The organism is Nostocoides vanveenii (assembly GCF_039531165.1).
Taxonomy (GTDB): Bacteria; Actinomycetota; Actinomycetes; order Actinomycetales; family Dermatophilaceae; genus Nostocoides_A; species Nostocoides_A vanveenii.
In genome coordinates, this window is record NZ_BAAAPN010000045.1 from 52,417 (window position 1) to 74,865 (window position 22,449).

The 22,449-nt window shown below is 67.3% G+C and carries 17 protein-coding genes and 3 rRNA genes; 18 read left to right on the forward strand and 2 right to left on the reverse strand.

The window, feature by feature from the left end:
• Positions 1 to 30: 30 nt before the first annotated feature.
• Positions 31 to 297, reverse strand: coding sequence for a hypothetical protein (locus ABD209_RS09080; protein WP_344065078.1), 267 nt, complete (start codon positions 295 to 297; stop codon positions 31 to 33).
• A 44-nt stretch (positions 298 to 341) separates the two neighbouring features.
• Between ABD209_RS09080 and ABD209_RS09085 the strand changes: the two genes are divergently transcribed.
• Positions 342 to 1,016 carry a DNA-3-methyladenine glycosylase gene (locus tag ABD209_RS09085; RefSeq protein ID WP_344065082.1) on the forward strand — a complete coding sequence of 225 codons (675 nt, stop codon included), beginning with the start codon at positions 342 to 344 and terminating at the stop codon, positions 1,014 to 1,016.
• 36 nt (positions 1,017 to 1,052) lie between these two features.
• Here ABD209_RS09085 and ABD209_RS09090 read toward each other — a convergent pair whose 3' ends face one another.
• Entirely contained in the window at positions 1,053 to 2,084 is a 1,032-nt protein-coding gene (locus tag ABD209_RS09090; protein WP_344065085.1) for an adenosine deaminase, read from the reverse strand.
• Between ABD209_RS09090 and ABD209_RS09095 the strand changes: the two genes are divergently transcribed.
• From ABD209_RS09095 to ABD209_RS09175, 17 genes are all read left to right on the forward strand, one after another.
• Complete coding sequence (locus tag ABD209_RS09095) at positions 2,044 to 2,514, forward strand: GNAT family N-acetyltransferase (protein ID WP_344065088.1); 471 nt, start codon at positions 2,044 to 2,046, stop codon at positions 2,512 to 2,514. The genes ABD209_RS09090 and ABD209_RS09095 overlap by 41 nt on opposite strands.
• A gap of 8 nt (positions 2,515 to 2,522) precedes the next feature.
• Complete coding sequence (gene tyrS, locus ABD209_RS09100; RefSeq protein ID WP_344065091.1) at positions 2,523 to 3,800, forward strand: tyrosine--tRNA ligase; 1,278 nt, start codon at positions 2,523 to 2,525, stop codon at positions 3,798 to 3,800.
• A gap of 652 nt (positions 3,801 to 4,452) precedes the next feature.
• Positions 4,453 to 5,971, forward strand: a 16S ribosomal RNA gene (locus ABD209_RS09105).
• A 345-nt stretch (positions 5,972 to 6,316) separates the two neighbouring features.
• Positions 6,317 to 9,410, forward strand: a 23S ribosomal RNA gene (locus ABD209_RS09110).
• Positions 9,411 to 9,495: 85 nt separating this feature from the next.
• A 5S ribosomal RNA gene (rrf, locus tag ABD209_RS09115) occupies positions 9,496 to 9,612 on the forward strand.
• The 16S, 23S and 5S rRNA genes sit together here, the layout of an rRNA operon.
• Before the next feature lie 467 nt (positions 9,613 to 10,079).
• Positions 10,080 to 10,814 (forward strand): tetratricopeptide repeat protein, encoded by a 735-nt coding sequence (locus ABD209_RS09120; RefSeq protein ID WP_344065095.1) that lies wholly within the window; start codon positions 10,080 to 10,082, stop codon positions 10,812 to 10,814.
• A complete protein-coding gene (locus ABD209_RS09125) occupies positions 10,811 to 11,812 on the forward strand; it encodes an HAD-IIA family hydrolase (RefSeq protein ID WP_324388614.1) in 1,002 nt (333 codons plus the stop codon). Before ABD209_RS09120 ends, ABD209_RS09125 begins: the two co-directional genes overlap by 4 nt.
• 99 nt (positions 11,813 to 11,911) lie before the next feature.
• Positions 11,912 to 12,805 (forward strand): hypothetical protein, encoded by an 894-nt coding sequence (locus ABD209_RS09130; RefSeq protein WP_344065099.1) that lies wholly within the window; start codon positions 11,912 to 11,914, stop codon positions 12,803 to 12,805.
• Positions 12,802 to 13,119 carry a hypothetical protein gene (locus ABD209_RS09135; RefSeq protein ID WP_344065102.1) on the forward strand — a complete coding sequence of 106 codons (318 nt, stop codon included), beginning with the start codon at positions 12,802 to 12,804 and terminating at the stop codon, positions 13,117 to 13,119. The genes ABD209_RS09130 and ABD209_RS09135 overlap by 4 nt, the downstream gene beginning before the upstream one ends.
• On the forward strand, positions 13,116 to 13,940 hold the full coding sequence (locus ABD209_RS09140; RefSeq protein ID WP_344065106.1) for a TlyA family RNA methyltransferase: 825 nt from the start codon (positions 13,116 to 13,118) through the stop codon (positions 13,938 to 13,940). Before ABD209_RS09135 ends, ABD209_RS09140 begins: the two co-directional genes overlap by 4 nt.
• Positions 13,941 to 13,949: 9 nt before the next feature.
• Positions 13,950 to 14,897: an NAD kinase gene (locus ABD209_RS09145; protein ID WP_324388444.1), complete on the forward strand. Its 948-nt coding sequence runs from the start codon at positions 13,950 to 13,952 to the stop codon at positions 14,895 to 14,897.
• Positions 14,894 to 16,615 carry a DNA repair protein RecN gene (recN, locus tag ABD209_RS09150; RefSeq protein ID WP_344065109.1) on the forward strand — a complete coding sequence of 574 codons (1,722 nt, stop codon included), beginning with the start codon at positions 14,894 to 14,896 and terminating at the stop codon, positions 16,613 to 16,615. Before ABD209_RS09145 ends, recN begins: the two co-directional genes overlap by 4 nt.
• Positions 16,616 to 16,619: 4 nt before the next feature.
• The gene (steA, locus tag ABD209_RS09155; protein ID WP_344065112.1) at positions 16,620 to 17,807 is read left to right on the forward strand and encodes a putative cytokinetic ring protein SteA; all 1,188 of its coding nucleotides are present in this window, start codon (positions 16,620 to 16,622) and stop codon (positions 17,805 to 17,807) included.
• Positions 17,804 to 18,766, forward strand: coding sequence for a copper transporter (locus ABD209_RS09160; RefSeq protein WP_324388508.1), 963 nt, complete (start codon positions 17,804 to 17,806; stop codon positions 18,764 to 18,766). Before steA ends, ABD209_RS09160 begins: the two co-directional genes overlap by 4 nt.
• A 7-nt stretch (positions 18,767 to 18,773) precedes the next feature.
• Positions 18,774 to 19,682, forward strand: coding sequence for a hypothetical protein (locus ABD209_RS09165; RefSeq protein ID WP_344065115.1), 909 nt, complete (start codon positions 18,774 to 18,776; stop codon positions 19,680 to 19,682).
• Positions 19,679 to 21,286 carry a murein biosynthesis integral membrane protein MurJ gene (gene murJ, locus ABD209_RS09170; RefSeq protein ID WP_344065118.1) on the forward strand — a complete coding sequence of 536 codons (1,608 nt, stop codon included), beginning with the start codon at positions 19,679 to 19,681 and terminating at the stop codon, positions 21,284 to 21,286. Before ABD209_RS09165 ends, murJ begins: the two co-directional genes overlap by 4 nt.
• Positions 21,283 to 22,446: a glycosyltransferase family 4 protein gene (locus tag ABD209_RS09175; RefSeq protein ID WP_344065121.1), complete on the forward strand. Its 1,164-nt coding sequence runs from the start codon at positions 21,283 to 21,285 to the stop codon at positions 22,444 to 22,446. The genes murJ and ABD209_RS09175 overlap by 4 nt, the downstream gene beginning before the upstream one ends.
• The last annotated feature ends 3 nt before the right edge of the window (positions 22,447 to 22,449 follow it).

Sequence of the window (22,449 nt, forward strand, 5' to 3'; positions counted from 1 at the left end):
GTGGCTCGGCTCGATATACATAGTGAGCAGCTAGCCGCGCCGAGGAACGGTCGTGTGCGTGTTCGGCGGCAGGTCCAGCCACAGCACGCCGACCCCGCCCACGACGGCGCCTTTCTCGTGCGCGAGCACGCCGACATACCGGCCGTCCGCGAGCGCCGACGCGAGCGAATCGCGCGCGGGCGCGCTCGCCGCAGCGACCACGTCCTCGCTGATTCCCATCTCGCGAAGCATCGAATCCCGGTGGTGGCCGATCCGATCGACGTCGTCGGTGTGCGCACGACGCAGGGTGATCGACATGCTGCGAGCCTCTTGGGCCGCTCGCGTCGCGCAGACTGTTACGTATGCCGCGCCCGCCCCGCCTGCCGCGCCGATTCTTCGCGCGCGAAGTCCTGCAGGTGGCCCCCGATCTGCTCGGGTGCACCATCACCCACGCGGGCGTCACCGTCCGCGTGACCGAGACCGAGGCGTATGCCGGCTACCTCCACGACCCGGGTTCGCACGCCTTCCGCGGCCGGACGCCACGGACGGAGCCGATGTTCGGCCCGGCCGGCTTAACCTATGTCTACTTCACCTATGGCATGCACTGGATGTTGTGTCTGGTCACCGGGCCCGTCGATCTCGCCCAGGCGGTGCTCATCCGGGCCGGCGAGGTCGTCGACGGCCTCGATGTTGCCGCCCAGCGGCGCCCCGGTATTGCCCCGCGGGACTGGTGCCGGGGACCGGCTCGACTGGCCACGACCCTGGCGCTCGACGGCGGCGACACCGGCCGGGACTTCTGCCGGCCGGCGCTGCGTGCCCCGGCCATGCCGGTCGAGCCCATCGACCTGGTCGTGCGGGCAGCGTCGAACTCCATTGTCCCGCAACAGATCCGCACTGGACCGCGGGTCGGCGTGAGTGGTCCGGGCGGCGACGGAGCGAGCTACCCCTGGCGCTTCTGGCTCGACGGTGAACCCACCGTCTCCACCTATCGCCCCGGCGTCACCCGCTCGGGCAGGCGCACGCTCGCCAGGAAGTGAAGGCGACCGTCGTCCGGGGAGCCATCCCGTGAGCGGTCACGCGGGGACGTAGCCGGCGATGTCCGCCCGAAGGCGCGTCTTGACGTCGTGCGGGGCGAAGCTCGCGTCGACGGCCGCCGCCACCAGATCGCGCAGGCCGGTCTCGTCGAGATCCAGCAGCTCGGCCGCCAGCGCGTATTCGCGGCCAAGCGTGGTCCCGAACATCGGCGGGTCGTCACTGTTGACGGTCACCACGACCCCTGCGTCACGCAGCGCTTTGATGGGGTGGTCCTCGATGTTTTTAACGACCCGGGTGGCGAGATTCGAGGTCGGCGAGATCTCCAGAGGGATGCGGCGCTCCGCCAGGTGGGCGACGAGCGCCGGATCGTCGATCGCGCGGATACCGTGACCGATCCGCTCCGCGCCGAGGTCGCGGATCGCCGACCAGATCGTCTCCGGCCCGGTCGACTCGCCCGCGTGGGGCACAGAGTGCAGGCCCGCGGCTCGGGCGCGCTGGAAGTGGGGCGCGAACTGGGCTCGGGGCACACCGATCTCCGGTCCGCCCAAGCCGAAGGCGACGAGGGCATCGGGGGCGTGGTCGACGGCATACCTGATCGTCGCGTCGGCCGCCGGAACACCGGATTCGCCGGGGATGTCGTAGATCCAGCGCACGGCGACGCCGTGGTCGCGTTCGGCAGCCATGCGTGCATCCTCGATCGCCTCGGTGTACGCCTCGATCGGGATGCCACGGATCACCGAGGTATAAGGCGTCATCGTCAGTTCGGCATATCGAACCCGTTGTGCCGCAAGGCCTTCGATGACCTCATACGTGAGCAACCTGATGTCCTCCGGGGTCCGCAGCAGGTCGACGACCGCCAGATAGACCTCGATGAAGTGACCGAAATCGGTGAAGGTGAAGAACTCGCGCAGCGCGTCCAGCTCCGTCGGCACCCCTGCGTCTGGGTGCCGGGCCGCGAGGGCGGCGACCGTCTCCGGCCGCGCCGACCCGACGTGGTGGACGTGGAGTTCGGCCTTCGGCAGGCCGGCGATGAAGTCGGCGTGGTCGGCACGCGCTCGCAGTTCGCTCACAAGCGCCGAGTATGCCGTTTGCCCGATCCTGCGTTGCGCTCATCCTCGCGCATTGGTTGGCTTGCGCGGTGACGCGAGCAGACCTCTGGCCCCGGCGCGCCGAGCGGCTGGTGATACGCCCACCCACCGACGCCGATCTGACGCCGAAGGCTCGATCGGCTACCTGCTCGACCCCGCCGTGCACGGGCGCGGGTTGAGCACCGAGATCGGCGCGGCCCTGCTCGCGCTGGCGTTCGAGGACCTCGGGCTGCACCGGGTCACGGCCGGCTGTTTCGCCGGCAACATCGCGGCTACACCAACGCGATCCTGGGGCACTAATGGCGCGCCCGTTCGAGCAGCGAAACCTGGTAGGGCGCGGCCACAGCGACGTGGCAGGCTGAGCACGGACGCGGCATACCGACCAAGGACGCCGGCCGACGACAAGAGGTGAGGTATCCCGTGAGCAGCGTCTTCGACGAGCTGCAGTGGCGCGGATCGGTGGCCCTGTCCACCGACGAGTCCGCGCTGCGCGAGGCGATCGAGAACGGGCCGATCACCTTGTATTGCGGTTTCGATCCGACGGCGCCCTCACTGCACTTCGGCAACTTCGTCCAACTCGTCGTGTTGCGACGCTTCCAACTCGCCGGGCACCGGGTCATCTGCCTGGTCGGCGGGTCGACCGGGCTGATCGGCGATCCGAAGCCAACCTCCGAGCGGGTGCTGAAGACCAGGGAGCAGACGGCGGCAAATGTCGCCCGGATCAAGGCTCTGGTACGGCCCTTTCTCGACTTCGACGGCACGACGGGTGTCGCCCACCCGGCGATGCTGGTCGACAACCTCGACTGGTTCGGTCCGATGTCCGCTCTGGACTTCCTGCGCGAGGTCGGCAAACACTTCCGCGTCAACCAGATGGTCAAGAAGGAGGCCGTGGCCCGCCGGCTCGAGAGCCAAGAAGGGATCTCCTACACCGAATTCAGCTACCAGCTGCTGCAGGCGTTGGACTACCTCGAGCTCTACCGGACGCACGGGTGTGTGCTGCAGACGGGGGGATCGGACCAGTGGGGCAATATCACCGCGGGCGTCGACTTGGTCCACAAGGTCGAGGGCGTCTCGGTCCACGCGCTCGCGACGCCACTACTGACGGACGCCGCCGGGGTCAAGTACGGCAAGTCGGAGGGCAATGCCATTTGGCTGTCGGCCGATATGACCAGCGCGTACGCCTTCTACCAGTACTTCCTCAATGTCGATGATGCCAGTGTCGGCGCCCTGCTGCGCTTCTTCACCGACCGGTCGCAGCCCGAGATCGAGGAGCTCGAGCGCGCCGCACGGGAGGAGCCTTTCCGACGTGCGGCCCAAAAGGCCCTCGCGGCGGACATCGTGACCCTGGTGCACGGTGATCCCGCTCGTCAGGCGGTGGTCGCGGCGTCAGAAGCTCTCTTCGGCAAGGGGGATCTGCGCGCCCTGGACGCGGCCACGCTTGTGGATGCGACGGCGGAGCTGCCCGGCGGCGAGGTCCACGCGGGCATGTCCGTGGTCGATGCGTTGGTGAGCGTCGGCCTGGTCGACTCGCGCAATGCCGCGCGCCGGGCCATCGCTGAGGGCGGTGCGTCGGTTAATGGCGTCAAAGTGACCGATGCAAATGCCGTGCTGGCGGAGGCCGACCTCCTGGCCGGCCTGGTAACGATCCTTCGTCGCGGCCGGAAGTCGCTTGCCGCGGGGCGAGCCGCAGCGCTCTGATCAGCACGTATGACGTTCCAGCGGCCCCCGGTGCACTCCTCGAACAGGCGTGCGACACGCCCGGGATGCAACGCCGATTTTGCAAGATCGGCGAAAGCCCCGTAATGTTTTCCACGTCAGCCCGCAAGGGAGGAACGGACGCCACCGCAGGAGCGATACTCCTGACGAAGCCGGCCGGTCCCGCAGGCAAACTGACTCCAACAGCCGGAAGCACCCGAACCGCAAGGTGAGGCACGTCGGCGAAGCAGGCCGGTACACCGGTTTGGAACAGTCCCAGCAGACTGTTAGAGTAAGACCACCGCGCAGATCCAAGCGCTTCAACAACGGCCGCCGTCGAGCGGATCACGAAGTTGACGCCCAAGCATGGGTGCGGTAAGCTTGAACGGTTGCCCCAAACGAGCATTGATCGAAAAGATCGGTGATCTTAGGTGCGCGTCCGAACCTTGAGAACTCAACAGCGTGTCAAAAATCGATGCCAATAACCTCGTCACGGGGCGAACCGATAGATCGCATTAGCGATCGAATCGATTCATCTCGTACGAAATCCTTTTGGTTGACAACGATCATCTAGCAATAGCTAGTTGTTCTTGCTCAGCCAGTGAAACAACCCTTCGTGGGTAGTGTTTTCTTGGGCTTGCCCGAGAGCAAAACATCAACGGAGAGTTTGATCCTGGCTCAGGACGAACGCTGGCGGCGTGCTTAACACATGCAAGTCGAACGGTGACGAGGAGCTTGCTCCTCTGATCAGTGGCGAACGGGTGAGTAACACGTGAGTAACCTGCCCCAGACTCTGGAATAACAGTTGGAAACAGCTGCTAATACCGGATACGAGACAGAGAGGCATCTCTCCTGTCTGGAAAGTCTTTCGGTCTGGGATGGACTCGCGGCCTATCAGCTTGTTGGTGAGGTAATGGCTCACCAAGGCGACGACGGGTAGCCGGCCTGAGAGGGCGACCGGCCACACTGGGACTGAGACACGGCCCAGACTCCTACGGGAGGCAGCAGTGGGGAATATTGCACAATGGGCGAAAGCCTGATGCAGCGACGCCGCGTGAGGGATGACGGCCTTCGGGTTGTAAACCTCTTTCAGCAGGGAAGAAGCGAAAGTGACGGTACCTGCAGAAGAAGCACCGGCTAACTACGTGCCAGCAGCCGCGGTAATACGTAGGGTGCGAGCGTTGTCCGGAATTATTGGGCGTAAAGAGCTTGTAGGCGGTTTGTCGCGTCTGCTGTGAAAATCCGGGGCTCAACCCCGGACCTGCAGTGGGTACGGGCAGACTAGAGTATGGTAGGGGAGACTGGAATTCCTGGTGTAGCGGTGAAATGCGCAGATATCAGGAGGAACACCGATGGCGAAGGCAGGTCTCTGGGCCATTACTGACGCTGAGAAGCGAAAGCGTGGGGAGCAAACAGGATTAGATACCCTGGTAGTCCACGCCGTAAACGTTGGGCGCTAGGTGTGGGACCCTTTTCACGGGTTCTGTGCCGCAGCTAACGCATTAAGCGCCCCGCCTGGGGAGTACGGCCGCAAGGCTAAAACTCAAAGGAATTGACGGGGGCCCGCACAAGCGGCGGAGCATGTGGATTAATTCGATGCAACGCGAAGAACCTTACCAAGGCTTGACATATACCGGAAACATCTGGAGACAGGTGCCCCGCAAGGTCGGTATACAGGTGGTGCATGGTTGTCGTCAGCTCGTGTCGTGAGATGTTGGGTTAAGTCCCGCAACGAGCGCAACCCTCGTTCTATGTTGCCAGCGCGTTATGGCGGGGACTCATAGAAGACTGCCGGGGTCAACTCGGAGGAAGGTGGGGATGACGTCAAATCATCATGCCCCTTATGTCTTGGGCTTCACACATGCTACAATGGCCGGTACAAAGGGCTGCGAAACCGCGAGGTGGAGCGAATCCCATAAAACCGGTCTCAGTTCGGATTGGGGTCTGCAACTCGACCCCATGAAGTCGGAGTCGCTAGTAATCGCAGATCAGCAACGCTGCGGTGAATACGTTCCCGGGCCTTGTACACACCGCCCGTCAAGTCACGAAAGTCGGTAACACCCGAAGCCGGTGGCCCAACCTTTTGGAGGGAGCCGTCGAAGGTGGGACTGGCGATTGGGACTAAGTCGTAACAAGGTAGCCGTACCGGAAGGTGCGGCTGGATCACCTCCTTTCTAAGGAGCACTGGTCGCGCAAGCGATCCAGGGCCTCGCTCGTGACGAACGCTCACGAGGAGGAGCTCATGGGTGAAACATCGATTACTTGGCAGCGCGCAACGCGCCGGCCTCTAGTACAAGTCCTCCGGGACAGTGGAACGAGACGGAGTGGGCACGCTGCCTGACACGTTGTTGGGTCCTGAGGGCTCGGACGCTTTGTCGTTTCGGACTTCAAGGGCCGATGGAATCGGCTCGGACCGAGATCCCAACTGCGAACCGCGCGGCATGTCCGTAGCAGGCGCGCCCGGGAGACGGATCCGCCCGTATTTTGAGAACTACACAGTGGACGCGAGCATCTTTGTGGCTCAAGTTTATAAGGGCACACGGTGGATGCCTTGGCACCAGGAACCGAAGAAGGACGTAGGAATCTGCGATAAGCCTCGGGGAGTCGATAACCAGACTGTGATCCGAGGATTTCCGAATGGGGAAACCCGGCTGGAGGCAAGTCCAGTCACTCTCACCTGAACACATAGGGTGAGTAGAGGGAACGTGGGGAAGTGAAACATCTCAGTACCCACAGGAAGAGAAAGCAACCGCGATTCCGTTAGTAGTGGCGAGCGAAAGCGGAACAGGCCAAACCGATTGCGTGTGATAGTTGTCAGACGTTGCGTGATCGGGGTTGTGGGATTTCTCAGTCGGCACTGACAGGCCGGCACGGAGTCAAAAATTTGCGTCATAGTCGAAGGGCATTGAAAGGCCCGGCACAGAGGGTGCGACCCCCGTAGACGAAATGGCGTGAACTCCGGAGAAGTATCCCAAGTAGCACGGGACCCCTGAAATCCCGTGTGAATCTGGCGGGACCACCCGCTAAGCCTAAATATTCCCTGGTGACCGATAGCGGACAAGTACCGTGAGGGAAAGGTGAAAAGTACCCCGAGAGGGGAGTGAAATAGATCCTGAAACCGTGTGCCTACAATCCGTTGGAGCCTCCTTGTGGGGTGACAGCGTGCCTTTTGAAGAATGAGCCTGCGAGTTAGTGCTCGGTGGCGAGGTTAACCCGTGTGGGGAAGCCGTAGCGAAAGCGAGTCCGAATAGGGCGTTTTAGTCGCCGGGTCTAGACCCGAAGCGGAGTGATCTACCCATGGCCAGGTTGAAGCGACGGTAAGACGTCGTGGAGGACCGAACCCACTTAGGTTGAAAACTGAGGGGATGAGCTGTGGGTAGGGGTGAAAGGCCAATCAAACTCCGTGATAGCTGGTTCTCCCCGAAATGCATTTAGGTGCAGCGTCACGTGTTTCTTACCGGAGGTAGAGCTACTGGATAGCCGATGGGCCTCACCAGGTTACTGACGTTAGCCAAACTCCGAATGCCGGTAAGTGAGAGCGTGGCAGTGAGACTGCGGGGGATAAGCTCCGTAGTCGAGAGGGAAACAGCCCAGACCACCAGCTAAGGTCCCTAAGCGTGTGCTAAGTGGGAAAGGATGTGGAGTTGCATTGACAACCAGGAGGTTGGCTTAGAAGCAGCCACCCTTTAAAGAGTGCGTAATAGCTCACTGGTCAAGTGATTCCGCGCCGACAATGTAGCGGGGCTCAAGCACACCACCGAAGCTGTGGCATTGACACACTGCCTGGCGAAAGTCCAAGCGTGTTGATGGGTAGGGGAGCGTCGTGTGGCGAGTGAAGCGGCGGAGTGATCCAGCCGTGGACGCCACACGAGTGAGAATGCAGGCATGAGTAGCGAATGACGGGTGAGAAACCCGTCCGCCGAATAACCAAGGGTTCCAGGGTCAAGCTAATCTGCCCTGGGTAAGTCGGGACCTAAGGCGAGGCCGACAGGCGTAGTCGATGGACATCCGGTTGATATTCCGGAACCGGCGAAGAACCGCCCATGATGAACCTTGTGATGCTAAACGCCCAAAGCGTGATGACGTCTTCGGACTGACTCAAGTGGAGCGCGTGACCCGAACTTGTAGTAGTCAAGCGATGGAGAGACGCAGGAAGGTAGCCTCCGCGTGGCGATGGTAGTCCACGTCCAAGGGTGTAGGGAGCGAGATAGGCAAATCCGTCTCGCACATATCCTGAGACCTGATAGTGACCGCGAATGCGGGAAGCAGGGTGATCCTATGCTGCCAAGAAAATCTTCTAGCGAGGTTCTAGCCGCCCGTACCCCAAACCGACTCAGGTGGTTAGGTAGAGAATACCAAGGCGATCGAGTGAATCGTAGTTAAGGAATTCGGCAAAATGCCCCCGTAACTTCGGGAGAAGGGGGGCCCGGATTCTGAAGTCCTTTACGGACTAGGATGATGGGCCGCAGAGACCAGGGAGAAGCGACTGTTTACTAAAAACACAGGTCCGTGCGAAGTTGCAAAACGAAGTATACGGACTGACGCCTGCCCGGTGCTGGAAGGTTAAGAGGACGGGTTAGTCGCAAGACGAAGCTCAGAATTTAAGCCCCAGTAAACGGCGGTGGTAACTATAACCATCCTAAGGTAGCGAAATTCCTTGTCGGGTAAGTTCCGACCTGCACGAATGGCGTAACGACTTCTCCACTGTCTCAACTGCGAACTCGGCGAAATTGCATTACGAGTAAAGATGCTCGTTACGCGCAGCAGGACGGAAAGACCCCGGGACCTTTACTATAGCTTGGTATTGGTGTTTGGGACGGCTTGTGTAGGATAGGTGGGAGACTTGGAAGCATGCACGCCAGTGTGTGTGGAGTCAACGTTGAAATACCACTCTGGTCGTTCTGGATATCTAACCTCGGTCCGTGATCCGGATCAGGGACATTGCCTGGTGGGTAGTTTAACTGGGGCGGTTGCCTCCTAAAATGTAACGGAGGCGCTCAAAGGTTCCCTCAATCTGGTTGGCAATCAGATTTCGAGTGTAAGTGCACAAGGGAGCTTGACTGCGAGACAGACATGTCGAGCAGGGACGAAAGTCGGAACTAGTGACCCGACGGTGGCTTGTGGAAGCGCCGTCGCTCAACGGATAAAAGGTACCCCGGGGATAACAGGCTGATCTTGCCCAAGAGTCCATATCGACGGCATGGTTTGGCACCTCGATGTCGGCTCGTCGCATCCTGGGGGTGGAGTTGCTCCCAAGGGTTGGGCTGTTCGCCCATTAAAGCGGTACGCGAGCTGGGTTTAGAACGTCGTGAGACAGTTCGGTCCCTATCCGCTGTGCGCGTAGGAAACTTGAGAAGGGCTGCCCCTAGTACGAGAGGACCGGGGTGGACGAACCTCTGGTGTGTCAGTTGTCCTGCCAAGGGCACGGCTGATTAGCTACGTTCGGAAGTGATAACCGCTGAAAGCATCTAAGCGGGAAGCACGCTTCAAGATGAGGTTTCCATGGGCGCAAGCCCGAGAGGCTCCCAGTAGACGACTGGGTTGATAGGCCAGATGTGGAAGTGCGGTAACGCATGTAGCTGACTGGTACTAATAAGCCGATAACTTGACCACACATCGCAAGATGTCGAAGATTTTGCTCGCGTCCACTGTGCAGTTCCCGAGATATGGTCGGGAACGATTGATATCTCCATAGAGTTTCGGCTGTCATAGCGAAGGGGAAACGCCCGGCTCCATTCCGAACCCGGAAGCTAAGCCCTTCAGCGCCGATGGTACTGCACTGGTGACGGTGTGGGAGAGTAGGACGCAGCCGGACATACTTCATGAAAGCGCCCTCCCGGAAACGGTTGAGGGCGCTTTCGTGTTTCCCCTACGCTTTGCGCAAGGGCCAAGATGAGCCGATGGAAGGATTTGCGCGTGAACCAGGACAATCGCGACGGTCGTGGTGGCCGCGGTCAGGGGGGTGAGGACCGCCGCGGTGCTCCTCGCCGCGATGAATCCGGCCGGCCGAGCGGTGCTCGGCGCTCCGGCGACGGGCGGTCCGTGGGCGGCGCTCGGCGCGATGAGACCGCTGAGCGCGGTCGCGGGGGACGGGATGCGGCATACGGAGCTCAGCGCGCTAGCGGTGAACGTCGTGACCGGAGTGGCCGGTCGGCACGTGGCGACGGCGGCGAGCGGGGTGATCGTCCGCGCGGCGATCACCCCGACCGGACCGGCGGAGACCGCCGGGAGGGGCCACCGCCCGATGGTGACCGCGGCGCACGGGGGCTCGGTCCACGCCTCGTGCCGACCAAGCGGCGCCTGCCCGAGCCGGCCATTGCCGAAGGCGTCACCGGTGCCGAACTCGATCGCGATGTGCGGGGACAGTTGCGGACGCTGTCGAAGGAGAACGCGGACGGGGTTGCGCAGCACCTGGTCATGGTGGCCTTGTTGCTGCAGGCGGAAGATCTCGACGGTGCCCTGGCGCACGCCGAGACCGCGGTCCGGCGCGCCGGCCGGGTGCCAGCGGCTCGAGAAGCCCTGGGCATGGTCGCCTATCGGCTGGGCGACTTCGCACGCGCCCTCGCAGAGTTCCGCACGGTGCGTCGCCTCAGCGGTTCGGATCACCTCCTCCCGTTGATGGTCGACTGCGAACGTGGCCTGGGCCGGCCCGAGCGCGCTCTCGAGCTGGCCAACGGCCCCGAGGCGGCGAACCTCACGGCCGCGGAACGCGTGGAACTCGCGATCGTCATTTCCGGCATTCGCCGCGACCTCGGCCAGCTCGATGCGGCGGTGCTCGGATTGGAGCGCGGCATCGGTGGCCCCGTGCGTCCCTGGAGTGCCCGGCTCTACTACGCCTACGCCGATGCGCTGGCCGCGCGCGGTGATCATGCGAGCGCCCGCACGTGGTTCGGCAAGGTTGCGGAGCTGGACCACGACCTGGAAACCGATGCGGCAGAACGACTTGACGAACTCGATGGTTTGGTCTTCACCGATCTGGATGACGATGTCGATGAGGACGGGTGGGCGCAGGCGTGACCGCCGACGCGACGCCGCTGGCGGGCTACCGTGGGATTGTCTGCGACCTCGACGGAGTCGTCTACCGCGGTCCGGATCCGGTGCCCTATGCCGTTGACGTGCTCGGTGGATTGCCGACCCCGGTGGTCTACGCGACCAACAATGCCTCACGCACTCCCGATGAGGTCGCCGCTCACTTGACCTCCTTCGGACTCACCGCCAACGCTGAGCACGTCGTGACCAGTTCCATGGCCGGGGCGGCGGCCATCGCGAAGCGCGTTCCGTCGGGCTCTAAGGTCCTCGCCGTCGGCGGGTCAGGAGTCGCGATCGCCCTGCGCGCCGCGGGCTTCGAGCCCGTCGAGTCCACGGGCGACGGCGTGGTGGCCGTGCTGCAGGGATACGGGCCGCGCGTGTGCGCCGCGGATCTGGCTGAGGCGGCATACGCGATCGAGTCGGGGGCGCTCTGGGTCGCGACGAATGACGATCTGACGCTCCCGACCGATCGCGGCATCGCCCCGGGCAATGGCTCGCTGGTGCGCTGTGTGGCGATTGCGAGCGGTGCCGAGCCGGTAGTCGTGGGCAAGCCGCAGGCGCCGTTGTACCTGATGAGTTCGGCTGTCCTGGGCATCGAACCCGCGGCTGTGCTGGGTGTCGGTGATCGTCTGGAGACCGACATCGCCGGGGCCACGGCGGCAGGGATGGACTCGCTGCTGGTGCTGACCGGTGTGCACGGCATCCGGGACGCGTCCCTTGCGCCGGTCGCCGAGCGGCCGAAGTTCGTGGTCAGCGACCTGCGCGGACTCATCGAGCCGTATGCCGCACCCACCCCCACGCCGGACGGGTGGGCGTGCGACGGTGCGACGGTCCGCGTCGATGGGGACCGTGTGCTGGTCGCCTGCGGCGGTCCGGATATTGCTGTGGGGCGGGCGGGGCTCGCGGCGATCTGGGCCGCGGTGGACGCGGGCTTGCCCACCGATCGTGCCGCTTCCCTGGCTGCGTCCCTGCCCGATCGCGCCTGATAGGGCTCGACACGAGGCGAGGCGGCTCGTGGCCTGGCCGCAAGAACGCGTTTAGGCTCGACCCAGGTCACGGCATTTCATTTTGACGAGGAGACATTTGTGAACGGACTAGTCCGCTGGGCGGTCACGACATCCCTGGCGACCATCGAACTCGTCCTGACCAAGACACTTGACGGCGTCCGGGTGGCCAATGTGATGCTGGCGTCCCCCGGACCGGAGCAGCGCCAACTGGCTGCTGCACCGTCGAGCGCGCCCGCGTCATCCGAGGCGGGCGCGCGGCCGGGTTGGCGCTCCCCGGAGCGCGGCAATCTGGATGCCACGTCCGCGGCGTTGCGCGCCCGTGCGGCTGCCCGGCCGGTGCCCGGAACGCTCGTTCCGCGTGCCGAGCCGGTGGGGGCAGCGGAGGTGACGTCTGAGGCAGCGTCGCGGACGCGACCGCCGCGGCGGCGGGTGGTCGTCGCCTCGGCCTCCGCCGGATCGCTGGCCGGCCGGGTCGTGCCGGAGCCTGAGGCGCCCCGCCCGATCGCGTCCGAGACGCCCGCTATTGCCGATCCGGCGGCGATTGCCGAGGGACTGCCGACGACGCCGTCGCTGCGTTCGGCGTCGGTGCGCCTGGCGCCCGCAAAGCGTGGCTCGGCGAAGAAGGTGGCATCCTCGAGGCTCGCTACGCCGACCCGTGCGACCGACGGCGCCAACCGTGCTGACAGCGCCACGACCACCCCGGCCAAGCGTGGCGTGAGCCGGAAGTCCGGTGCGACCAAGGTGTCAGCCACCAAGACGTCGGCGGCCAAGGCGGACACGGCCAAGCGGGCGACGAAGAAGGTGGCCACTACGGCGCCGGCAGGCAGGGCGGCCGGTGTCGAGGCGCCCACCAAGAAGGCGGCTTCGAGGGTCTCGACGGCGAAGACGACGCCGGCGAAATCCACGGCCGCCCGCGGGTCTCGCCGCGCGGCCAAAAAGGCCGGCCCGCCTGCCGGGGTGGAGCCGTCGTGAGTGATGCCGGGCACCCGCGCCCGGGGCCGCTCGGAGCCGTGAAACCTGATTCGGTCGGCAGGAGCGGATCGTCGACGCTCCCGGTGATTCGGCAGACCGGGACGGACCCGAGCGCGCAACCCACCGTCCCGACGTCGTCGGGCAATTCGTCCGCTGCGGCAGGCGCGGCGCCCCCCACGACCGGAGATCTGGTGATCGACGGCGCCCTGGCCGAACTCGCTGCTGTCGCCCCGGACGATCTGGACACCCTTCTGCGTGCCGGAGCCATTGTGGAGGATGTGCTCCGCGGTCGCTTGCGCGACCTGTCGAGTTGACTGAGCCCGACACCGGCGCCGACGAGGGGAGCGCACCTGCGCAGCGGCTGGACGTCGAGCTGGTCCGCCGGGGCCGAGCCCGATCGCGAGGCCACGCCCGGGACCTCATCACGCGCGGGGCGGTGCAGGTCAACGGCATACCGGCGCTGAAACCGGCCCAGCCGGTGACGGCAGGGGATGATCTCGACGTCACCGACGCGCACCGGTGGGTCGGACGAGGTGCGGAGAAGCTCGACGGGGCGCTCACGGCATACGGGCTGGATGTCCGTGGACGTCGCGCGCTGGACGTGGGGGCGAGCACCGGCGGATTCACCCAGGTCCTGCTCGAGCGTGGCGCGCGCGAGGTGGTGGCCCTCGACGTAGGCCACGGGCAACTCGTCCCGCAACTGCGCGACGACCCCAGGGTGCGGGAGTTGTCGGGAACCTCGGTCCGCGGACTGACCGAGCCGATGATCGGCGGGCCGGTCGACCTCGTCGTCGTCGATCTCAGCTTCATCAGCTTAACGGTCGTGCTCGATGACATCGCCCGGGTCTGCGCGGCCGACGCGGACGTGATCCTGCTGGTCAAACCCCAGTTCGAGGTCGGGCGCGGACGGCTGGGCAAGAAGGGGGTAGTGACTGCGCCCACCGACCGGGCGATGGCGATCCGGAACGTGGGCCGAGTTGCCGAGGTAGCGGGTTTCGCGCTGCGCACGCTGGTTGCGAGCGGGACTCTCGGGTCGCACGGCAACCGGGAGTACCTCTTGTGGGTGGCGGTGTCGGAGGTTGTCGGTGGCTCGTGGCAGGCTCGGGATGAGTTGATCGATCGGGCCGTCAGATAAGGACCAGGCATGACACCACCGCGCCGCATCCTCATCGTCGTGCATCCCTATCGTCAGGACGCGCGACAGTTGGCTGCCGACGTCATCGAACGGCTGACCCTGGCGGGCATCGAGGTGTGCGTCGACCCGCTGGTGGCCGAGTCGCTCTCCGGTTCGGTCGGTCCGGTGAGCCTGCCCGCCGACCCGGCACGCGCTGCCGACGGCTGCGAGCTGGTGCTCGTCCTCGGCGGCGACGGCACGATTCTGCGCGGTGCGGAGTTGTCGCGCGGCTCCGGCGCCCCGCTGCTCGGGATCAATCTCGGGCACGTCGGCTTCCTGGCCGAGTCCGAACGCAAGGACACGCATACGACCATCGACCGAATCGTCGCCCAGGACTACACCGTCACCGAGCGGATGACGGTCGACGTCGTCAGCTATCGGCAGGGGCAGGAGTTCTACCGCACCTGGGCACTGAACGAGGCCACCGTGGAAAAGGTCGCTCGTGAGCGGATGCTGGAACTGACGGTCGAGGTCGACGGCCGGCCGCTGTCGACGTGGGGGTGCGATGGCGTGGTGATGGCCACCCCGACCGGCTCGACCGCCTATGCGTTCTCCGCGGGCGGCCCCATCGTCTGGCCCGATCTTGACGCCATCCTCCTGGTCCCGATCAGCGCGCACGCGTTGTTCACCCGGCCGCTGGTGCTGGGTCCGCGCTCGCGCATCGCGGTGGAGGTCATCCCCGGCACGCAAGGCTCCGGGGTGCTGTGGTGCGACGGGCGCCGAAGCGTCGATCTGCCGCCCGGTGCCCGGATTGAGGTATGCCGTTCGGAGCAGCCGGTGCGGCTGGCCCGGCTCTCCGGCGATCCTTTCACCGACCGCCTGGTCGAGAAGCTGCGCCTGCCCATCCACGGCTGGCGAGGCGCGCCGGCCGCTGACGCTATTCCGGTGCTCCGGCACAGCTTCGAGCCCGGGCCATGATCAGCGAGCTACGGATCGGCGCCCTCGGGGTGATCGACCAGGCGGTGTTGGCCCTGCACCCTGGCCTGAATGTCGTCAGCGGCGAGACCGGGGCCGGCAAGACGATGGTCGTCACCGGGCTGGGCCTGCTCTTCGGTGCGCGCGGCGACTCGGGTCTGGTCCGGGCACCCGCCGATGCGGCCAGCGTCGAAGGACTGATCGACGTCGCCACCGGGCATCCGGCCCTGGCGCGGGCGGCGGACGCCGGCGCCGATACCGCCGACGGGCTGATTCTTGTGCGCACCGTCGGCGCGCGCGGCCGTTCCCGGGCGTATGCCGGGGGCCGCTCGGTGCCGGTGTCGGTGCTCGGCGAACTTGCCCAAGACCTGCTCGTCGTCCACGGCCAGGCGGATCAGTGGCGGCTGCGCTCGGGCGAAGCCCAGCGAGCTCTGCTGGACGACTTCGGCGGCCCCGACCTGCGGGCCGTGCGGGAGCGCTATGTCGCCGATCTCGACGCCTGGCGCTCGGCGTGCGCGCAACTGGAGCGGCTCACTGACCTGGTCGCCAGTCGGACCGCCGACCTCGACGTGCTGCGGGCCGGGGTGGAGCGCATCGAGCGGATCGACCCCCAGCCGGGTGAGGATGCGGCGCTGCGCGCCGAGGAGGACCGCCTCGCGCACGCCGAGCAGCTGCGCTCGGCCGCGTACGCGGCCGGGGCGCACCTGCTCGGCGACGACGCGAGCGGCCCCGAGGCGCCCGGCGCCGCCGAGTTGCTGGCGGCCGCCGCCTCGGCGCTCAGCCCCGTGATCGACCACGACCAGGCCCTGGCCGACCTCCACGTCCGGCTCCAGGAGGTCGCCATGCTGGTCTCGGATCTAGGCAGTGACCTAAGCGCCTATGCCGACGGCGTCGACGTCGATGACGAGCGGCTCGGAGCCATCTTGGCCCGGCGCTCCGAGTTGGCCACCCTCACCCGCGCGCACGGCGGCGACCTGAACGCCGTCCTGACCTGGCTGGGGCAGGCCAGCGCTCGCCTGCTCGACGTTGACACCGCCGCCGACGAGTTGCCGCTGGCGCAGGAGCGAGCCGACGCGGCGCTCGCCGCCCTCGGCGTGAGCGCGGCCGCGTTGACCCGGGCCCGGTCGCTGGCCGGCGCAGACCTCGCGCAGCAAGTGAGCGCCGAGCTTCGGCACCTGGCGATGGGCGCCGCGGAGGTCGATGTGACGGTGAGCTCGCGGGGGGAGGGGGCCACGGCATACGGGCCGGTCGGGGCGGATGATGTCGAGTTCGTGATGCGGGCCGGATCCGGCCTGCCGGCGCGGCCGATCGCCAAGGCCGCGTCCGGTGGTGAGTTGTCGCGGGTGATGCTCGCGATCGAGGTCGTCCTCGGCACGCGGGCGGCCGTGGTGCCGACCTATGTCTTCGACGAGGTCGACGCCGGGGTGGGCGGGCGCGCCGCGCTCGACATCGGCGCGCGGCTCGCGCGGCTGGCGATCAATGCCCAGGTGCTGGTCGTCACGCATCTGCCGCAGGTGGCCGCCTTCGCCGACGCGCACCTGGTGGTGACCAAGGCCGACGACGGTCAGGTGACGCGCAGTGATGTGCGCCTCGTCGCCGGTGAGGCGCGCGAACGCGAGCTTGCGCGGATGATGGCCGGCGGCGATTCCGAGGTGGCTCTTGACCACGCCCGGGAGCTTTTGGCGTCGGCGGCGGCGCGACGCGCCTCGTGGGACAATTGACCTGATGCGAACCTCCCTGTCCCGACGTTCGCGCGAGCCTGGCCCCGGGGAGGGAACCGCTCGCGCGCGCGTCGACCGGCGCACCAAGAACCTCACCAAGCGGCTGGGCCCGGGACAGATCGCGGTGATCGACCACGAGGACATCGACCGGGTCAGCGCGGAGGCGCTCATCGCGTGCCGGCCGGGGGCCATCGTCAATGCTGCCGCCTCCATTTCCGGCCGCTACCCCAATATCGGTCCGCAGCTGATCGTCGAGGCGGGTATCCCGTTGATCGACGCCTGCGGGCCGGACCTGACCAAGGCCATCGCCGAGGACACGCACGTCCGCCTCGAGGACGGCGTCGTCCGTGACGCCGCGACCGGGACGATCCTGGCCGAGGGCACCGTGCTGACGGCAGAGGGCATCCAGAGTGCCATGGCCGTCGCGCGCGAGGGCCTGTCGGGGCAGTTGCAGTCCTTCGCGCAGAACACGATGGAATACCTCGTCCGCGAGAAGGATCTGCTCATCGACGGAGTCGGCGCCCCCGACATCATCACCAAGCTCGACGGCCGGCACGCGCTGATCGTCGTGCGCGGCTATCACTACAAGGAAGACCTGCAGGCGCTGCGGCACTACATCCGGGAATACAAGCCGGTGCTGATCGGCGTCGACGGTGGAGCCGATGCCCTGCTGGAGGAGAAGCACCGACCGGATCTGATCGTCGGTGACATGGACTCGGTGTCCGACGCGGCTCTCACCAGTGGCGCGGAGATCGTCGTGCACGCCTACCGCGACGGCCGGGCCCCCGGGGCCGAGCGGGTCCGCGAACTCGGCATCGACCCGGTCGTCTTCCCCGCCACTGGCACGAGCGAGGACGTCGCGATGCTGCTCGCCGACGACAAGGGTGCGACCCTGATCGTTGCCGTCGGCACCCATGCCACGCTGGTCGAATTCCTTGACAAGGGGCGCTCGGGCATGGCCAGCACCTTCTTGACCCGGCTGCGGGTCGGCAGCAAGTTGATCGACGCCAAGGGCGTCAGTCGCCTCTATCGCTCGCGGATCTCCGGCGCGACGATGCTGACCGCGCTCTTCATCGGGTTGCTGGTCCTCGGGCTGGCGATGTACAACACGCCCGGCGGCGCCATCATCCTGCAACTGATCGGTGCCCGCTGGGACGACCTGTGGGCCGCAATCGTGGGGGTATTCACGTGATCGACTTCCGCTATCACCTCGTCTCGCTGGCCTCGGTGCTGATCGCGCTGGCCATCGGGATCGTGCTAGGCGCCGGACCGCTCAAGGAAGGCATCAGCGAGTCGCTCAACTCCCAGGTGGTGCAACTGCGCGCCGAGAAGCAGGACTTGCGCACGCAACTCGATGCGGCCAACAGCAGCATCGACACGCACCAGAGCTTCGACAAGACCGTGTTGCCGGCCGCCGTCGCGGGTCGCCTCGCCGACCGCACGGTTGTCGTCGTCGCCCTGCCCAATGCCGATTCCGGCGTCACCACCAGCAGCGAGGACACCCTCGGCGCGGCCGGCGCGAGCTTGCAAGGGCCGGTCCAGATCGGCGAGAAGTGGACCGACACCTCCGAGGCGGCGAGCAGTGAGCGTGCGGGCGTGGCCACGACGATCGCCGGCGCGCTGGGGCTGCGAACCACCGCGACCGGTGACGATCTGCTCAACGATGTCCTGGGGGCCACCCTGCTCACCAAGGTCACCGATGCGACGGCGGAGCCGGCCATCCCCGAGGATCGGCGGCGCGCCTCCTGGGACGCCCTGCGGACGGCCGGCCTGGTTGCCGGGGACTACCCGAGCACCCCGGGCTCCCTCGCGGTCGTGATCGGCGCGCCGGAAGTCAAAGTCCCGACGGCGACGAGCACAGGTGCCCAGTCCCTGCCCAGCCTGGCGGCACTCGCCGGGGCCCTGGACGCGGCGGGGACGGGCGCCGTGCTCACGGCCCAGATCGACCCAAAGGCTACTGACAGCACCTCGGTGATTGCCGCCGCTCGCGGGGAATCCGCCCTGCGCCAGCGCCTGTCCACCGTCGATGACGCGGGCAGCAGCATCGGCCAGATCAGCATCGTCTGGGCGCTCGTCGAGCAGGCCGCCGGACGGGTCGGCCAGTATGGCCTGCTCTCCGGCGCGCGCGCCGTGTTCCCGTCGGCCGGCTGAGCCAGGGATGACCGGACCCACGCTCTCTTCAGCGGCCGCGACGATCACGGCTGCGGCCGCTGCGCGGTGGGGCGGCCGGGCGCTGCGCGCCCATCCCCCCGGCGGCGCGGGACGGTGGACACGCACCAACCACGCCGGCCGGCCGATCTCGCTGCTCGAAGGACCGGGGTATGTCGCAGGCGCCGTCCTCGGTGCCCTTGCCGGCGGCCTGGCCGCGCGTCGCGCCGGCGCACGCGGACTTGGGGGACCGCGCGAGCCTCGCGCGTGGCCCCAGGGAGCGAGCGCCCGCCCCGCCACCGGCGCCACCGTCCTGGCGGCCGTGGGTGCGGGCGCCTTCGGCCTGCTCGACGATCTCGCCGGCGACGCCAGTAGCAAGGGGCTGCGTGGCCACCTCGGCGCGCTCCGGGAGGGCCGCGTCACGACGGGTGCCGTCAAGATCGCCGGGCTTGCTGCGGCGGGGGCGGCCACGGCATACCTTCTCGACCGGCCGGGTGCGCGCGGCACGCCGGCGTTGCGGACCCTGCCGGCGACGCTCATCGGGGGCGCGGTGATCGCTGGGAGCGCAAATCTTGCCAACCTGCTGGACCTGCGCCCGGGGCGTGCCCTCAAGGTCGCGATCATCGCGGCTGCGCCCTTCGCCATCCTCGCAGATCGCACCGCAGGGGCGGCGCTCGGGGCGGCCCTGGGGTCCCTGCCCGATGACCTGGCCGGCGCGACCATGCTCGGCGACACCGGCGCCAACGCCGCGGGCTCCCTGGTCGGTGCGGCCGTGGTCGCCCGCACCGGCCCCGTCGGGCGCGCACTCGTCCTCGGCACGCTCGCCGGGCTGACCCTCGCCTCCGAGCGAGTCAGCTTCACCACGGTCATCGAGTCCACCCCGGTGCTGCGGGAGCTCGACGCCTGGGGTCGCCGATGAGCGAGGCCGCCAGCCGGCCCGCGCGGCATCCCGGCATCGGGTCCGCGGCCCGCTCCATCGCCGTCCTCAACCTCGCCTCGCGGGTGGCGGGTTTTGCGCGCACCCTCGTCTTTGCCGCCTGCGTCGGGACCACGGCCGTCGGCGCCCCGTATCAATCGGCGAACACGGTCCCGAATGTCGTCTACGAGGTCGCGGCGGGCGGCATCCTGTCGGCTGTGGCGGTGCCACTCCTGGCCGGCCGGGTTGCGGACGGCGACCGGGACGCCGCCGATGGCATCGGCTCGGCCCTGTTGACGTGGGCGATGGCGATTCTCGTGCCGGTGACCGTGGCGGTCGCGCTTGCCGCGCGGGCGATCGCCGGTGTCATCTACCCGCCCGGTGACGCCCGCGACCTTGCCGCTCGCATGCTGCTCATCTTCGCCCCGCAGATCGTGCTCTATGGCATCGGGATCGTGGTGACCGGCATTCTCCACGCCCATCGGCGCTTCGTCGCGGCCGCACTCGCCCCGCTGATCTCCAGCATCGTGGTGATCACGACCTACCTGGCCTATGGCGCCCTGGTCGCCAGCGGTCACACCTCATCGGAGGTGGCCGTCGCGGTCCTGGCCTGGGGGACCACCGGTGGCGTGCTCGCCCTGGTGGCGACGCTGATTCCGTCCCTGGGTCGGGTTGGTGTTCGTCTGCGCCCGACCTTCCGCTTCCCGTTCGACAGCGCCGTGCGGGCCAGGCGGCTGGCGAGCGCCGGGCTGCTCGCTTTGCTGGCACAACAGGCGAGCGTCGCCGTCGTGCTCTGGTTGACCAATCAGCGTGCCGCGCTCGGCACCATCAACGCCTATCAGTACGTTCAGGCGACCTATCTGCTCCCGTATGCCGTGCTCGCCGTCCCCATCGCGACCGCGGCTTTTCCTGTGCTGGCGGCCGGCGATGGCCGCGACCCGCGCGCCGGGCCGGCCCTGGCCGGGTCGCTCGGGGCAATCATCGTGCTCAGTGGTGCCGCGGCTGCCGCCCTGATCGCCGCCGCGCCCGCACTGGGTGCCTTCTTCTCGGCCGTCGACGCGGGTCGCTCCGGCCCGGGAGCGACGGCGCTGGCTGCCCTGCCGACCGCCATGACCGCCTTCGCGCCCGGCCTGGTCGGGTTCGGCGTGTGCGCCCTGCTCACGCGCGCGCTCTATGTCCGTGGGCGCGCGCGGACCGCGTCCACCGTCGTCGCCGCCGGCTGGGTGCTCGCAGCCGTGGTGCCGGTGGTGTTGACCATCGGGCGCACGGACACGGCGTGGACCCTGACGGTGATCGGTGTCGGTTCGAGCGTCGGCATGACTCTGGCCGCGCTCGGGCTGCTGGGACTGGTGCACCACGCATGGGGGAGCGCCGCACTCGCCGGTCTGCCGCGTGTCGTTATCGGGCTGGCCGTCGGCAGCGTCGCCGGCACGCTCGCGGCCCGGGTGCTGGCGCATCTGCTCCCGGATCCCGACGGTGTCGTGGCCGCCGTGTCCAGCGGGGTGGTCACCGGCGGGCTGGCCGCCCTGATCACAGTCTCGGGGGTGGCGCTCGCCGCACCCGCACAGGTCCGCGCCCTGCGCTCCCGTCTCGGTCGAACGCGATGAACGCCCTGCACATCGTCCTGGTGCTCGGCAAGTCCACCGGCGGCATCGGCACCCACGTCGTCGACCTTGCCGCAGGCCTGCGCGCTGCCGGCCACCACGTCACCGTGGTGACCGATCCGCTCACGGCAACGACCTTCGGGATCGACGATGCCGTGCTGGCCTGGCCCGACCCCCGGCGGCCGGATCCGCGCTCCCTGCGGCGGTTGCGCGCGATCCTGCGCGATGGCGACATCGTGCACGCCCACGGGCATCAGGCCGGAGCGCTCGTCGCGGCGCTCCTGCCGAGACTCGGACGTGGCGGATTCGGCGCGTTCCGGGGCGCCCGCACCTCTGGTCGCCCCCATCGGCGAGCCAACCGGGCAGCGGTTGTGCTGAGCCTGCACAACGCATCACCCCCGATGACCGGTCTGCGCTCCCGGCTGGCCGAACGCGTCGAGCGTGCGGCGATCACGTCGGCCGATCTGGTGACCGGGGCCAGCAGCGACCTCGTGGATCGGGCCCGAGCGCTCGGCGCGCGCCGCGCCGAGCTGGCGCGCGTACCCTCGCCGCGGGTGCCCGCACTGCTTTCGGCGACGGACGCGGACCGGCAGGCGGCCCGCGACGCTGTGCGCACGGCATGCGGGATCGGGGAGCAGGAGCCCCTCATCGTGACGATTTCGCGGATCGCGCCGCAAAAGGACCTCGGCACCCTCGTCGCCGCGGCGCAGCTCCTGGACACCCGGCCGGCTTGGCTGGTCGCCGGCGGGGGGATCCTCGAGTTGCAGCACGATCTGGAGCTGCGCGCACGCGAGACCGGTGTCCGGTTCGTCGGACCGGTCGCCGATCCATTGGGGTTGCTGCTGGCCGCCGACGTCTTCGCGCTCACCAGCACCTGGGAAGCGCGCGCGCTGGTCGTGCAAGAGGCGCTCGCCGCCGGCTTACCGGTCGTCGCGTCCGCGGTGGGCGGACTGCCTGACCTGCTCGACGGTCTCGGTGTCCTGATTCCCCCGCGCGATCCGCAGGCTCTTGCCCGTGCCCTGGAATCGCTCCTGAAGGATCCCGAGGCCCGGCGCACGGCCGGCGACCGCGGCCGGGAACGAGCGGCGGTCTGGCCGACCTCACCGCAAATGGTCGCCCAGTGGGGCGTTGACTATTCCGGCCTGATCGAGGCAGTAGGGTAGAAG

Excerpts from the sequence above, each read along its gene's own strand:
- recN (WP_344065109.1), top strand. The coding sequence starts at position 14,894 with ATGATCAGCGAGCTACGGATCGGCGCCCTCGGGGTGATCGACCAGGCG.
- steA (WP_344065112.1), top strand. The coding sequence starts at position 16,620 with ATGCGAACCTCCCTGTCCCGACGTTCGCGCGAGCCTGGCCCCGGGGAG.
- ABD209_RS09080 (WP_344065078.1), bottom strand. The coding sequence starts at position 297 with ATGTCGATCACCCTGCGTCGTGCGCACACCGACGACGTCGATCGGATC.
- ABD209_RS09085 (WP_344065082.1), top strand. The coding sequence starts at position 342 with ATGCCGCGCCCGCCCCGCCTGCCGCGCCGATTCTTCGCGCGCGAAGTC.
- ABD209_RS09175 (WP_344065121.1), top strand. The coding sequence starts at position 21,283 with ATGAACGCCCTGCACATCGTCCTGGTGCTCGGCAAGTCCACCGGCGGC.
- ABD209_RS09095 (WP_344065088.1), top strand. The coding sequence starts at position 2,044 with ATGAAGTCGGCGTGGTCGGCACGCGCTCGCAGTTCGCTCACAAGCGCC.
- ABD209_RS09165 (WP_344065115.1), top strand. The coding sequence starts at position 18,774 with ATGACCGGACCCACGCTCTCTTCAGCGGCCGCGACGATCACGGCTGCG.
- ABD209_RS09145 (WP_324388444.1), top strand. The coding sequence starts at position 13,950 with ATGACACCACCGCGCCGCATCCTCATCGTCGTGCATCCCTATCGTCAG.
- murJ (WP_344065118.1), top strand. The coding sequence starts at position 19,679 with ATGAGCGAGGCCGCCAGCCGGCCCGCGCGGCATCCCGGCATCGGGTCC.